Annotated in this window: 15 protein-coding genes; all 15 read left to right on the top strand. The window is 48.5% G+C overall.

Annotation, left to right across the window (positions count from 1 at the left end):
• Nucleotides 1-60 precede the first annotated feature (60 nt).
• The 15 genes from accB to recN all read left to right on the top strand — a co-directional run bounded on the left by accB (nt 61) and on the right by recN (nt 13,099).
• Nucleotides 61-558 carry an acetyl-CoA carboxylase biotin carboxyl carrier protein gene (accB, locus tag GC097_RS04895; RefSeq protein ID WP_171682198.1) on the top strand — a complete coding sequence of 166 codons (498 nt, stop codon included), beginning with the start codon at nt 61-63 and terminating at the stop codon, nt 556-558.
• Between the two features lie 25 nt (nt 559-583).
• Nucleotides 584-1,942 carry an acetyl-CoA carboxylase biotin carboxylase subunit gene (gene accC, locus GC097_RS04890; protein WP_171682197.1) on the top strand — a complete coding sequence of 453 codons (1,359 nt, stop codon included), beginning with the start codon at nt 584-586 and terminating at the stop codon, nt 1,940-1,942.
• A 152-nt stretch (nt 1,943-2,094) separates the two neighbouring features.
• Nucleotides 2,095-2,508, top strand: a complete 414-nt coding sequence (locus GC097_RS04885; RefSeq protein WP_171682196.1) for an Asp23/Gls24 family envelope stress response protein — start codon at nt 2,095-2,097, stop codon at nt 2,506-2,508.
• A gap of 93 nt (nt 2,509-2,601) precedes the next feature.
• The gene (gene amaP, locus GC097_RS04880) at nt 2,602-3,162 is read left to right on the top strand and encodes an alkaline shock response membrane anchor protein AmaP (protein ID WP_171682195.1); all 561 of its coding nucleotides are present in this window, start codon (nt 2,602-2,604) and stop codon (nt 3,160-3,162) included.
• A gap of 14 nt (nt 3,163-3,176) precedes the next feature.
• Nucleotides 3,177-3,404, top strand: coding sequence for a DUF2273 domain-containing protein (locus tag GC097_RS04875; RefSeq protein WP_171682194.1), 228 nt, complete (start codon nt 3,177-3,179; stop codon nt 3,402-3,404).
• A gap of 161 nt (nt 3,405-3,565) precedes the next feature.
• Nucleotides 3,566-4,024, top strand: coding sequence for a transcription antitermination factor NusB (gene nusB, locus GC097_RS04870; protein ID WP_171682193.1), 459 nt, complete (start codon nt 3,566-3,568; stop codon nt 4,022-4,024).
• 51 nt (nt 4,025-4,075) lie between these two features.
• The gene (gene folD, locus GC097_RS04865; RefSeq protein ID WP_171682192.1) at nt 4,076-4,942 is read left to right on the top strand and encodes a bifunctional methylenetetrahydrofolate dehydrogenase/methenyltetrahydrofolate cyclohydrolase FolD; all 867 of its coding nucleotides are present in this window, start codon (nt 4,076-4,078) and stop codon (nt 4,940-4,942) included.
• Nucleotides 4,943-4,950: 8 nt separating this feature from the next.
• Nucleotides 4,951-6,321 carry an exodeoxyribonuclease VII large subunit gene (xseA, locus tag GC097_RS04860; protein WP_171682191.1) on the top strand — a complete coding sequence of 457 codons (1,371 nt, stop codon included), beginning with the start codon at nt 4,951-4,953 and terminating at the stop codon, nt 6,319-6,321.
• Nucleotides 6,308-6,562 (top strand): exodeoxyribonuclease VII small subunit, encoded by a 255-nt coding sequence (gene xseB / locus GC097_RS04855; RefSeq protein ID WP_171682190.1) that lies wholly within the window; start codon nt 6,308-6,310, stop codon nt 6,560-6,562. Before xseA ends, xseB begins: the two co-directional genes overlap by 14 nt.
• 10 nt (nt 6,563-6,572) lie before the next feature.
• The gene (locus GC097_RS04850) at nt 6,573-7,469 is read left to right on the top strand and encodes a polyprenyl synthetase family protein (protein ID WP_171682262.1); all 897 of its coding nucleotides are present in this window, start codon (nt 6,573-6,575) and stop codon (nt 7,467-7,469) included.
• Between the two features lie 117 nt (nt 7,470-7,586).
• Entirely contained in the window at nt 7,587-9,473 is a 1,887-nt protein-coding gene (dxs, locus tag GC097_RS04845) for a 1-deoxy-D-xylulose-5-phosphate synthase (RefSeq protein ID WP_171682189.1), read from the top strand.
• A 38-nt stretch (nt 9,474-9,511) separates the two neighbouring features.
• Nucleotides 9,512-10,345 (top strand): TlyA family RNA methyltransferase, encoded by an 834-nt coding sequence (locus GC097_RS04840; protein ID WP_171682188.1) that lies wholly within the window; start codon nt 9,512-9,514, stop codon nt 10,343-10,345.
• A gap of 103 nt (nt 10,346-10,448) precedes the next feature.
• On the top strand, nt 10,449-10,901 hold the full coding sequence (locus GC097_RS04835) for a hypothetical protein (protein ID WP_171682187.1): 453 nt from the start codon (nt 10,449-10,451) through the stop codon (nt 10,899-10,901).
• 2 nt (nt 10,902-10,903) lie between these two features.
• Complete coding sequence (ahrC, locus tag GC097_RS04830; RefSeq protein WP_171682186.1) at nt 10,904-11,353, top strand: transcriptional regulator AhrC/ArgR; 450 nt, start codon at nt 10,904-10,906, stop codon at nt 11,351-11,353.
• 15 nt (nt 11,354-11,368) lie between these two features.
• Complete coding sequence (gene recN, locus GC097_RS04825; protein ID WP_171682185.1) at nt 11,369-13,099, top strand: DNA repair protein RecN; 1,731 nt, start codon at nt 11,369-11,371, stop codon at nt 13,097-13,099.
• The last annotated feature ends 4 nt before the right edge of the window (nt 13,100-13,103 follow it).

Below are 13,103 nucleotides of genomic sequence, written 5' to 3'. Positions count from 1 at the left end.
ACGTTGCGGCTATGAAACCGCATTTTTTACTGGTTCACCAACTTTGAAGGAGTGACATGAATGTTCAAATTGAGTGAAATCAAAGAGTTAATTAAACTCGTCGATCAATCCTCTTTACAAGAACTTGAAATTGAAAATGAAGGTGCGCGTCTGTCGATTCGCAAGCCGAATAAATCAGAGCCTGTATACGTTGCGGCACCCGTTCAACACACATACGCGCCGATCGGTCAAGCAAGCTTTCCTCAAGCAGCGCCTACTGCGGCATTGGAAGCTTCCGTACCTGCGACAGCCGGACATGCTAAGCAAGAGGACTCATCTTTACATAAGATCGTTTCACCGATGGTAGGAACTTTCTATCAGTCTGCTTCCCCTGGCGCTGCTCCTTTTGTAAACGTAGGCCAGAAAGTAGGCGATAAAACCGTTGTGTGTATCGTTGAAGCTATGAAATTGATGAATGAGATTGAAGCTGAAATCAAAGGTGAAATCGTTGAAATACTCGTTGAAAACGGCCAGCTCGTTGAGTATGGACAACCTTTATTTTTGGTAAGACCGGAGTAAGTTAGTTAGGCTAGGAGGAAAATTAATGAAATTTCATAAAATCCTAATAGCGAACCGAGGAGAAATAGCTGTTCGTATTATTCGGGCTTGCCGTGAGCTCGGCATTTACACCGTGGCTGTATATTCGGAAGCGGATCGCGATGCGCTGCATGTGCGACTTGCTGACGAAGCCTATTGTATCGGTCCGACGGCGTCCAAGGACAGCTACTTGAACTTCACGAACCTGATGAGTGTAGCTACTCTAACAGAATGTGATGCCATTCACCCCGGTTATGGATTTTTAGCAGAAAATGCAGACTTCGCAGAAATTTGCGAAAGCTGCAATATTACGTTCATCGGTCCGTCACCTGACGCTATTAGCCGGATGGGGGACAAAGCGGTTGCCAAGCAAACGATGAAAGAAGCGAAAGTGCCGATCATTCCTGGTTCTGACGGGCTGGTCGACCATGTGGAAGACGCGATTGTCATCGCAAGAGATATCGGTTACCCGGTCATCATTAAAGCGACGGCAGGCGGCGGCGGCAAAGGCATTCGTATTGCGGAAAACGAGGAGACGCTCGTAGCGCAAATTACAGCTGCCCAGCAGGAAGCGCAAAATGCTTTCGGCAACGCCGGCATCTATTTGGAAAAATATTTAACAGGCATGAAGCATGTTGAAATTCAAATTTTGGCCGATAAACACGGCAACGTCGTTCACTTGGGCGAGCGTGACTGCTCGGTGCAGCGCCGCAGACAGAAGCTTGTGGAAGAAGCGCCATGTCCAATCCTTACGCCTGAAACGCGTGCGGCGATGGGCGAGGCAGCCGTTCGCGCAGCGAAAGCTGTTAATTACTCCGGCGCAGGTACGCTAGAGTTCTTGCTCGGGCCTGACGGCAATTTCTACTTCATGGAAATGAACACAAGAATTCAAGTTGAGCACCCTGTAACGGAAATGATTACAGGCATCGATATTATCCAAGAAATGATTAGCGTCGCAGAAGGCAATCCGTTGTCCTTCTCACAAGACGATGTTCGTATCAACGGATGGGCGATCGAATGCCGTGTCAATGCAGAGGATCCGAACCGGAACTTTATGCCTTCGGCAGGCCAAGTGAAGTTCTACTTGCCGCCAGGCGGATTCGGGGTTCGTGTGGATAGCGCGGTTTATCCGGGATACACAATCCCCCCTCACTACGATTCAATGATCGCTAAACTCATTGTTTGGGGAAGTACGCGCGATGAAGCGATTGCCCGCATGAAAAGAGCGCTCACGGAATTTGCAGTCGATGGTGTAAACACAACGATACCGTTCCATTTGAAGCTGCTTGAGCACAAGAAATTTATCAAAGGCGACCACGATATTAAATTCTTGGAAGAGCACGATGTAAATGATGCGGATTCATAGATAACCATTTGTCATATTTTCGGCGAAATGGTATAGTAATAAATTAAAGATAGCTTATCCATAAGCTGATGTTATCAGCTAGTTACACAAACTCAATAGTAAATGCTTACGATGCCAGTTTTGCTGGCGCAAAACTCTTAGGAGGTGCCACAATGAGCACAATCGCTCCGGATTACGTCAAAACAGACATGGGCAGCATCCAAATTGCCCCCGAAGTTATCGAAATCATTGCCGGTTTGGCAACGGTGGAAGTGCAAGGAGTAGCGGGGATGAGCGGTGGACTTGCTGGCGGCATTGCTGAATTGCTTGGACGCAAAAATTTGTCCAAAGGCGTAAAGGTAGAAGTCGGACAACGTGAAGCAGCCATTGACGTCTCCATCATTATTGAATATGGCAATCGCATTCCGGAGGTTGCAAGCGGCATCCAACAAAATGTGAAGCACGCAATCGAATCAATGACGGGACTCAGTGTCGTTGAAGTGAATGTTCATATTCATGATGTTCATTTTAAACAGGCAGATAAACCGGTTGAAGAAGAAACAGCAACTGCTGGTCGAGTGAAATAAGGCGGAATTGCTGCATCCATATGGATCATTGAAACCCCCTACAGCATGCCATGCAGGGGGTTTCCTCTAACTATAGGAAGGGGACAAGCTTACGTGGGTAAAATTGTGGACAGGCTCTTGCTGCTTCTCTATAGCCTAATTATTTTCGTTGCATCTATCCTAGTATTGTTCACGGCATCGAGCTGGATTCCATTTGAACAGTCCGGTCAAACGTTACATAATTTCTATTACGAGAAGAACTATGCATATCCGGCCATCGCTATTAGCTTGATCATGTTGTTAATCTCTGTTCGTTTTCTCGTTCTGACGCTTCGCCGCGGCCGCGCTCAAGCGCCATCTATCGACCAACGCACGGATTTCGGGGATATTCGCATTTCCATCGAAACCGTTGAAAATTTATCCTTGAAAGCAGCCGGTCGTACGAAAGGCGCCAAAGATTTGCGCTCACGCGTAAGAGTGAATCAATCAGGACTTGAAATTACGATCAGAACCATTGTGGATGGGGAAAGTTCGATTCCTGAACTCACTGAAGAGATGCAAAGTACTGTGAAAAGTTACATAGAAGACATTACCGGCATCCCTGTAGCTTCCGTAACCGTATTCGTAGCAAACATCGTGCAATCAGCCCCAACGTTTAAAAGCCGAGTCGAATAGAGGTGAACCCACTCATGTGGAATGAACTGTGGGAGTCCCATAGGGGCAAAGTGATCGGAGTGGCAGCAGGTATTTTTTTCGGTTTCATTTATTTATTTTTTGGCTTTTGGGATATGTTGATCTTTGGATTCATTGTTCTGCTCGGATTTTATTTCGGGAACAAATGGGATCGCAAGGAAGGTCTGGTCATGCTTGAAGACATTTGGCGCTATCTCACGCAAAAATGGAGAATGTTTCGCTAAAATCCCTGGTACATCCATGGATTTTTTTGTTTGGATTGGTTCCATTATGACGTATACTATTAGAAAGAGCTTTGAAGAGCGCATGCCATTTGCTAAGCAAAACTCAAAGTGAAAGCTTACGAAGACAGTTTTGCTTAAGCAAAACTCTTAGGAGGAACAGAATGAAACGCAGAGTTGCACGAGAAATAGCTGTACAAAGTCTATACCAAATTCAGATGAATGAGGCAACGCCTCAGGAGGCTGTCCAAGTCGCGGTTCACGAAGCGGAAAATGACAATGAATCGCAGTTGGATATTAAAGGCGACAAAATGGATTCAGCTTATATTTTGGGGCTGGTTGAGGGTACATATAGCAACAAAGTTGGAATCGATGAGCTTCTGGAGGAATATTTGAAAGGATGGGCGATGGACAGGCTGTCACGCATTGACCGTGAAGTGCTGCGTTTAGCGGTTTACGAAATGCTGTACAGAGACGATGTTCCGCCCAAAGTTGTCGTGAATGAAGCCATTGAGTTGGCCAAGCATTATGGGACGGATGAATCCGGAAAGTTTGTCAACGGCGTTCTTGGGAAAATGATTAAAGAAGTTGAAAACTTGAAAAGCAAAGTTTCTCCAACTTAGTTAGCTCTTTAACGAAGAAAGAAGTTCACAAAATTTTTAGGGGGAAATAGCATGTCTGCACAAGTTATTAATGGAAAAGAATTAGTAAGTTCGATTCGTGAGGAAATTCGCTCGGATGCTGCAGCGCTTACGGCGCAAGGCAACCAACCAGGTCTTGTCGTAGTCATTGTGGGAGAAGACCCGGCTTCGCAAGTTTATGTCAGAAATAAAGCGAAAGCATGCGATGATGTAGGCATCTATTCGGAAGTACACCGTTTGCCTGAATCTACGACTCAACAGGAATTAATTACACTCATTCATAAATTTAATAGCGATAACCGAATTAACGGTATACTAGTGCAATCCCCCCTTCCTAAACATATCGATGAAGAAGCTGTAGTTGACGAAATCGATCCTCTCAAAGATGTAGACTGCTTCCATCCGGTGAACGTTGGTAATTTGATGATTGGCAAAGACGGGATGAAACCTTGTACGCCTCATGGCGTCATTGAGATTCTGAAACGCACAGGTGTGGAAATAGCCGGCAAACACGCTGTCGTTGTCGGAAGAAGCAACATTGTCGGCAAACCGATGGCTATGCTGCTGCTGCGCGAGCATGCAACGGTTTCCATTGTTCATTCCCGTACCCCAAATATGGAAGAAATCACGAAGCAAGCCGATATTCTCGTTGTTGCCGTAGGTAAAGCGCATTTAATTAAAGCTCAACATGTGAAACCGGGCGCGGTCGTCATCGATGTAGGGATGAACCGTCCTGCTGACGGCAAGCTGACAGGCGATGTTGATTTCGAAGCGGTAAAAGAAATCGCAAGTGCGATTACGCCGGTGCCGGGCTGTGTAGGACCGATGACGATTACGATGCTGCTTCGCAATACGGTGGATGCAGCAGGTCGCGCCGCCAAAACGAATGTGAGTGTTTAACCGAGCGTATGGGTAGAAACGAGACCAAGATCTTTTCCGTCAAGGATTTGAACCGCTATATCAAAATGCTGCTTGAAGGCGATAACCGGCTTCAAGACGTATGGGTGCGCGGGGAGATTTCCAATTTTACGCATCATTCCAGCGGTCATATGTATTTTACGCTCAAGGATGCCGATGGCAGACTGAAGAGCATTATGTTCGCCTCGCATAATCAGAGGCTCGGATTTATTCCGAAAGAGGGCACGAAAGTGATCGCCCGCGGCAATATCTCCGTCTATGAACGGGATGGAGCTTATCAGTTCTATGTTACGGCGATGCAGCCGGACGGCATCGGCAGTTTGTATTTGGCCTTCGAGCAGTTGAAAAAGAAGCTCGAAGCGGAAGGACTGTTCGCGGCGGAGCGCAAGAAACCGATTCCTCGGTTTCCGCGCGCGATCGGCGTGATCACCTCCCCGACGGGGGCCGCTATCCGTGATGTCATCATCACGCTTCAGCGGCGCTACCCGTTGGTGCAAATTCTCCTGTACCCCGTACTGGTACAGGGAACTGGGGCAGCGCCTTCGATCGTCAAAGCGATCGAAGCGATGAATCGGCTCGGTGAAGCCGACGTGCTCATTGTGGGCCGCGGAGGCGGCTCCCTGGAGGAACTGTGGGCGTTCAACGAGGAAGCCGTAGCGCGGGCCATCAGCCTCTCCGCGATTCCTGTCATCTCGGCCGTCGGCCACGAGACGGACTTCACAATCGCTGACTTCGTCGCCGATCTGAGAGCGCCGACGCCGACGGCGGCAGCCGAGCTAGCGGTGCCAAGCCGCTCCGAGCTGAAGCAGCAGCTGTCGCAGCTGTCGCAGCGGCTTCACTACGGGCTGCTCCAGCAGCTGCGCCGCAAGCAGGAACGGCTCGAGCGCGCGAAGCGCTCGCCGTTCTTGACGAACCCCCGCAGGCAGCTGCTGATGCAGCCTGCGGAAAGGCTCGACCGGCTGGCGGAGCAGCTCGGTTACCGGATGCGCCAGCGCGTAGCGCGGCTGGCGGAACGGCACATGAAGCTGGAGCGCAAGCTCAGCAGCTTCAATCCCAAAGAGCAGGCCGTGTTCGCAAGACGGCGCCTCGATACCTCGGGGCGGCAGATGCTCACGGCCATGCAGACCCTCCTGCGTGCGAAGAAGCAGGAGTGGCAGTCCAGCGTCCGTCATTTGGACGCGCTCAGCCCGCTGAAGGTCATGCAGCGGGGATACAGCTTGGCGTATGACGAGGAGGAGCAAGTCCTCATTCGTTCTGTCAGCCAAGTGAAGGTTGGAGACCATGTGAAGATTCGCCTCAAGGATGGCAGGTTGGACTGCCAAGTATCGGGGATGGAGGAGACTCAAGATGTCAACGAATGAAACCGAAGTAAGCTTTGAACTTGCGATCGAGCAGTTGGAGCGCATTGTAGCTCAATTAGAAAGCGGTGACGTGCCCTTGGAGAAAGCGATTGAGCTTTATCAAGAAGGCGTTCGTCTCTCTCATTTGTGCGGTATTAAGCTTGAGCAAGTCGAGAAGAAAATTGAGATGCTGGTTGAAGGGGAAACAGGCGCTGTGAGCAGGAAGCCTTTCCAACCTGTCTTGGAAGATAAGGGGAATTAGGTTGAAGACAATGTCCACAATTGGCGAATATATTGCTTCGCATGCTGAAATGCTCGAAGCGGCATTAATACAATCACTTCCTCCACAGTGGAATGTTCCGGTTTCATTGCGTGAGTCCATGAACTACTCCCTGATGGCAGGCGGCAAGCGTCTGCGTCCCATTCTTGTGCTGGCAGCGGCTGAAGCGCTTGGCGGATCTCAAGCGGCTGCGCTGCCTGCTGCGCTGGCGATTGAAATGGTCCATACGTACTCGCTGGTCCATGACGATCTTCCGGCGATGGATAACGACGACTACCGCAGAGGCAAATTGACGAATCACAAAGTCTATGGGGAAGCGATGGCCATTTTGGCAGGCGATGCTTTGTTGACTCATGCTTTCTACAGCATTACACAATGTCACAAAGTGCACGGCATTCCAGCGGAACGCGTGCTGTCCATCACCGAAGAACTTGCTGCATATGCAGGCGCTAGGGGAATGGTAGGCGGTCAAGCGGCGGATATGCTTGGGGAACAAGGGTTAACGAAGCTGGAGGAATTAGAGTACATTCATTTGCATAAAACGAGCGATCTCATCGTATTTTCTTTGCGGGCAGGTGCGCATATTGCCGGTGCTACGACTGCGCAATTAGCGGCATTAACGGATTTCGGAAACGCGATTGGTCTTGCTTTTCAAATTCAGGACGATATTCTGGATATTATCGGGGATGAGAAAAAGCTCGGCAAGCCGGTGAAGAGTGACGAGAAACAGCAAAAGGTGACCTACCCTTATTTTATCGGGCTCGAAGCTTCCGAATTAAAGGTGAAGGAGCTAACGGAACAAGCCAAAAAGGCGCTGCTGCAAGGCGGATTTGCCAATCCGGAGCGACTTCTTCAGCTTGCTGATTACTTAATGCAGCGGGATCATTAATGGCTGTTTTTACATATTTTGTTGTTAGCCTGGGCAGATTTTCACGATTTGCCCAAAACTATGCTATAATAGTGAAATGAATCTCAGTATTTTCACATTGAAAGTGAGGAAACAAGCGTGCTGCTCGAACAAATCAATCGACCTGAGGACTTGAAACGGTTATCCATGGCGGAGCTTGAGGTATTGGCTGGTGAAATCCGTCAATTTCTAATTGAAAAGTTATCCGTAACAGGTGGACATCTGTCGTCGAACTTAGGTGTGGTTGAGCTCACCATCGCTTTACATACCTTGTTCCACAGCCCCTATGATAAATTGCTTTTTGATGTGGGTCATCAAGCGTATGTGCACAAAATTTTAACGGGCCGCAAGGATAAGTTTGATACTTTGCGTAAATACAAAGGATTGTGCGGGTTTATCAAGCGATCCGAAAGTGAACACGACGTCTGGGAAGCCGGACACAGCAGTACCTCCTTGTCCGCAGCGATGGGTATGGCCATGGCGCGGGATTTGAAAGGCGAGCACAACAAAGTAGTTGCGATCATCGGTGATGGAGCTATCACAGGCGGTATGGCGTTGGAAGCCATGAATCATATTGGTCACGAAAAGAAAAATATTATGGTCATTCTGAATGACAATGAAATGTCCATTGCGCCCAACGTTGGGGCGATTCATAATTATTTGAGCAAAATTCGTTCCGATCGTCATTATTTGAAGGCCAAAGAAGAAGTTGAACATTTACTGAAGAAAATACCTGCCATCGGCGGTACGCTGGCGAAAACTGCGGAGAAGCTGAAGGACAGTCTCAAATATTTTGTGTTGAACGGAGTTTGGTTTGAAGAGTTAGGCTTTACCTACATCGGTCCGGTAGATGGACACAACTTGCCTGTCTTGATGGATACCTTGAAACAAGCTGAGAAAGTGGTTGGACCTGTTCTCGTTCACGTTGTTACAATGAAAGGGAAGGGGTATACTCCTGCAGAGCAGGATTCCCACAGTTGGCATGGCCCGGGACCTTACAAGATCGAATCCGGTCAAGTGCTCAAATCGGTTGGTCCTCCGATGTATACGGAGGTTTTTGGCAACACGCTGATTCAGTTGGCTGAGCAGGACTCCCGTATTGTGGCGGTTACACCGGCGATGCCGGGCGGATCGGGCCTGCTTAAATTCGCAAAACAATTCCCGAGCCGCATGATTGACGTGGGGATTGCCGAGCAGCATGCGGCAACGTTATGCGCGGGCCTCGCCAGCGAAGGATTGAAGCCGGTTTTTGCAGTGTACTCCACTTTCTTGCAGAGAGCCTACGATCAAGTTGTGCATGATATTTGCCGTCCGAATCTGAATGTAGCTTTTGCCATTGACCGTGCCGGTTTTGTCGGACCTGACGGTGAAACGCATCAAGGGGTATACGATATTGCGTTCCTACGCTCACTGCCAAACATGGTACTGATGATGCCGAAGGATGAGAAAGAGCTGCGTGACATGATGCAGACAGCACTCGAATATAACGACGGACCGATTGCCTATCGATATCCCCGGAATAGCGGGATTGGGGCAAGTCTGGATGAGACGCCGACAGCGATCCCGATCGGAACTTGGGAAACGTTGCGTGATGGCGATTATGCTGCTGTTTTGGCAGTCGGACCGATGGTCCAGGTTGCCCAAGATGCTGCTGAGCAATTAGCCAAAGAGGGGATCAACCTTCGCGTCGTCAATGCACGGTTCATCAAACCGATGGATGAAGCTTATCTTCGCCAGCTTGCTGTTGAATCCATCCCGATCATCACGATGGAAGAGGGCGCGATTCAAGGCGGGTTTGGCAGTGCTGTCATGGAATATTTTGCAGCTAATCATTTCACCGGATTGCACGTTCATGTAATGGGAATTCCCGATTATTTCGTAGAGCACGGATCAGTCAAAGAACAGCGTGAAGAAGTGGGCCTTACTGCACTTAATTTAATTGCCGAAGTGAAGAAGCTCATGCCTCGCAAGAGACAACGGGCCTAGAAGAGGCAACGATAGGAATAGGAGTAAAAACAAACATAATGTCATCAGATAAAGAACGAGTGGATATATTGCTCTTGGAGCAAGGCTATTTTGAAAGCAGGGAAAAAGCGAAGGCCGCCATTATGGCAGGCCTTGTTTTTGCTGATGAAGAACCGGCGGATAAAGCGGGAATGAAGATCAGCCGGAAGGCCGTGCTGAAGGTGAAAGGCGCGCTTCATCCTTATGTCAGCAGAGGCGGACTTAAGCTGGAGAAGGCATTAAAGCAGTTCGATATCAACCTGACAGATGCTGTTATGTTGGATATCGGAGCCTCGACAGGCGGTTTTACGGATTGCGCACTGCAGAACGGCGCATCCATGGTATATGCGGTTGACGTAGGCTACAATCAACTGGATTGGTCGCTGCGCAATGATGAGCGAGTTCAAGTCATGGAGAGAACAAATTTCCGCTACACGACAATGAACGATTTGAACGGGCCGCGGCCTACATTTGCCAGCATTGATGTATCTTTTATTTCGCTGCGTATTATTTTGCCTCCGCTTAAAGAGATTTTATTGAACCAGGGAGCCGTTGTGGCGCTCATTAAACCGCAATTTGAAGCAGGCAGGGATAAAGTAGGCAAATCCGGTGTCGTCCGTGATCCGGATGTGCATGTGGACGTGTTGACTACTGTCCTCACTTTTGCCGGAGAGCTTGGTTTCCGATTGAAAGGTTTGACGTACTCGCCAATAACGGGCGGGGAAGGAAATATTGAATTCTTAGCTTACTGGTCAAGCGATTCGAACGATGATGCCAATTTTGCTGACGCTGCTTCGCTGAAAGACCTCATTGCCCTTACCGTCAAAGAAGCACAAAAATTGCATGGCAAATAAACTCATCTTTGAGCATGCTTATTGCGGCCCAGAGATGGGTTTTTTCACTTCATAAAAAGGATTTTCGGACAATATCCGCGAATACTATGGCGAGGTGAGGGACATGGAGAACGGCGATGTCACAGTCATATTGCTGATTCTGATTGTTGTTGCTGGATTTCTTTTTTTACGATTTCAGAGGTGGTTAGACGGGCCGACGAAAAGGCGAACCAGAATTCCAAGACATTCGGAAATTGCTCAGGATGAGGTTGTAGAGCTGCTCGAAGGGGCAGGTTTCGACGTGATAGCCGGGAAAACCAAGATTCCGATCTCCATGACCGTAAACGACCGAGAACAGTTGGAAAGCCGGTTATTTATTGACTATTTTGTCCAAAAAGATGACAAGATTTACTTGGTTAAAGTAGCCAAGGAACGCAAGCCGCTTGAAATGACAGGCAGTTCTGTACGCGATATGCTGCTGGCTTACAGCCTGATTTATCCGGAGGCTGATGGGGTGCTTTATGTCGATATGGCCATGAATAAAATCAAAAAAATCACATTCCATATAGAGGTGTAGGCATGAAAGGTCAAAGGCATGTAAAAATCAGGGAAATCATTACGAATAACGAAATTGAGACCCAGGATGAATTGGTGGAGTCCCTGCGGGCAGCCGGATTTCATGTTACGCAGGCAACGGTTTCCCGGGATATTAAAGAGCTGCATCTCATTAAAATCCCGTTGGATGACGGCAGATACAAATATTCGATGCCGGCCGATCAGCGTTTCAACCCGATGCAAAGGCTTCGCAGAGCGTTAAGCGACCATTTTGTCAGCATTGATTATACCGATAATCTTGTTGTGATGAAATGTTTGCCGGGTACCGCCAACACCATCTGTGCACTGATTGATAATTTAGAGTGGGACGGGGTCATGGGAACCATTTGCGGGGATGATACGATTCTCGTGATTTGCCGCGGCAAAGAGAACAGCGTTACTTTTGTAAACGAAGTTATGTCCTTATTATCTTAAAGCCAGGAGGAATACATGCTTACAGAATTATCGATTCGCAATTTGGCTGTTATTGAACACGTACATATTCGCTTTAAAAGCGGGTTTCATGTCCTTACGGGGGAAACGGGCGCAGGGAAATCGATTATTATTGATGCGCTTACGCTCATTGTTGGCGGTAGAGGTTCTTCTGACCTCGTCCGATACGGAGCAGACAAAGCGGAAATTGAAGCCATGTTTGAGCTGCCTCCAACGCATCCTGTTTGGCATACGCTTTCAGAGCTTGGCATTGAAGCAGACCCTGGTGAGCATCTGCTGATTCGCCGGGAGATAACCGCTACCGGGAAGAGCTCCAGCCGCATCAACGGGCAGCTTGTGAATTTGACCATGCTGCGTCAAACGGGGGAGTGGCTCGTTAATATTCATGGACAGCATGAGCACCAATCGCTGCTCAATGATGAGGAGCATATTCATTCGCTTGATTTATTTGGAGATGCCGAAATTGCAGCAGCTAAGAAGAGATATCAATCTTCTTATGATGAATATATGAAGCTTCACAAAGATTTGCGCGAGCTCCAGGAAACGAGCAAACAAGCACTTCAGATGCTGGATTTATATCGTTTCCAAATCGATGAGATTTCTGCCGCGAAGCTCAAGATTGGCGAGGACGAGGCGCTGGCCGAAGAGAAGCGGAAGCTGGCAAATGCCGAGAAGCTGTATCAAAGCTCTTCTGAAGCCTATGATTTTCTCTACGCCACCAATCGCGGTTTAGACGCTGCAGGGAAGGCTGTCGCAAGAATCCAGGATATCGTACAGCTGGACCCGGTTAAGCTAACCCCGCTGCTTGAACAAGCGCAGACGGCTTACTATCAGCTTGAGGATGCTGCTTACCAATTGCGGGATTATCGAGACGACATTGAATTTAATCCTTCGCGATTGGATTTTATTGAACAAAGATTGGATACAATTACGTCTCTTCGTCGAAAATATGGAGAGAATATAAAAGAGATCCTGGCTTACCTCGAAAAAATAAAAACAGAAGTTGATACAATCGAAAATAAGGACGAGCATATCCGGAAAATTGAAGAGAAGCTTACTGTTCTGGAAAAGGATTTGAGCATTGCTGCTCTTGATCTCTCTCATTTGCGCCGCGGAATCGCTCAGCAGCTCGCCGCTCAGATTGAGCATGAGCTTCGCGATCTGCAGATGGAACGCACACAGTTCCGCGTGCAGGTCGAGCAAGTGCTTGATGAGCGAAATGGCATTGAAGTCGAAGGGGCTAAAGTGAAATATTCGCGTCAAGGCATCGATCAAATCGAGTTCCTTATGGCGCCAAATCCCGGCGAACCGCTTCGCGGGCTCAGCAAAATCGCTTCAGGCGGGGAATTGTCGCGGATCATGCTGGCTATGAAAACGATTTTCGCCCGGATTGATCAGATTCCTGTTCTTGTCTTCGATGAAGTGGACACGGGCGTTAGTGGGCGCGCCGCGCAAGCGATCGCTGAGAAAATGTCCAACTTGTCCGATAGCTGTCAGGTTTTCTCGATTACGCATTTGCCTCAGGTCGCCAGCTTTGCTGACGTTCATTTCTATATTCGTAAAGAAGTTGACCAGGAAAGAACATTTACCCGCGTACAAGACATGCCGGATTCTGGGCGGATTGAAGAATTAGCCCGGATGCTCGGGGGGGTTGAAGTGACAGAAACGACGCTGCACCATGCCGGGGAAATGCTTGCCATGGCAAGAAATAAGAAAGCAAGGGCATGAAAGT

The organism is Paenibacillus planticolens, from assembly GCF_013141725.1.
Taxonomy (GTDB): Bacteria; Bacillota; Bacilli; order Paenibacillales; family NBRC-103111; genus Paenibacillus_E; species Paenibacillus_E planticolens.
Note: the sequence above shows the minus strand (reverse complement) of the source record. Positions and strands in the feature narration are given on the sequence as shown.

Excerpts from the sequence above, each read along its gene's own strand:
- accB (WP_171682198.1), top strand. The coding sequence starts at position 61 with ATGTTCAAATTGAGTGAAATCAAAGAGTTAATTAAACTCGTCGATCAA.
- accC (WP_171682197.1), top strand. The coding sequence starts at position 584 with ATGAAATTTCATAAAATCCTAATAGCGAACCGAGGAGAAATAGCTGTT.
- GC097_RS04885 (WP_171682196.1), top strand. The coding sequence starts at position 2,095 with ATGAGCACAATCGCTCCGGATTACGTCAAAACAGACATGGGCAGCATC.
- GC097_RS04875 (WP_171682194.1), top strand. The coding sequence starts at position 3,177 with ATGTGGAATGAACTGTGGGAGTCCCATAGGGGCAAAGTGATCGGAGTG.
- nusB (WP_171682193.1), top strand. The coding sequence starts at position 3,566 with ATGAAACGCAGAGTTGCACGAGAAATAGCTGTACAAAGTCTATACCAA.
- folD (WP_171682192.1), top strand. The coding sequence starts at position 4,076 with ATGTCTGCACAAGTTATTAATGGAAAAGAATTAGTAAGTTCGATTCGT.
- xseA (WP_171682191.1), top strand. The coding sequence starts at position 4,951 with ATGGGTAGAAACGAGACCAAGATCTTTTCCGTCAAGGATTTGAACCGC.
- xseB (WP_171682190.1), top strand. The coding sequence starts at position 6,308 with ATGTCAACGAATGAAACCGAAGTAAGCTTTGAACTTGCGATCGAGCAG.
- GC097_RS04850 (WP_171682262.1), top strand. The coding sequence starts at position 6,573 with ATGTCCACAATTGGCGAATATATTGCTTCGCATGCTGAAATGCTCGAA.
- GC097_RS04840 (WP_171682188.1), top strand. The coding sequence starts at position 9,512 with ATGTCATCAGATAAAGAACGAGTGGATATATTGCTCTTGGAGCAAGGC.
- GC097_RS04835 (WP_171682187.1), top strand. The coding sequence starts at position 10,449 with ATGGAGAACGGCGATGTCACAGTCATATTGCTGATTCTGATTGTTGTT.
- ahrC (WP_171682186.1), top strand. The coding sequence starts at position 10,904 with ATGAAAGGTCAAAGGCATGTAAAAATCAGGGAAATCATTACGAATAAC.
- recN (WP_171682185.1), top strand. The coding sequence starts at position 11,369 with ATGCTTACAGAATTATCGATTCGCAATTTGGCTGTTATTGAACACGTA.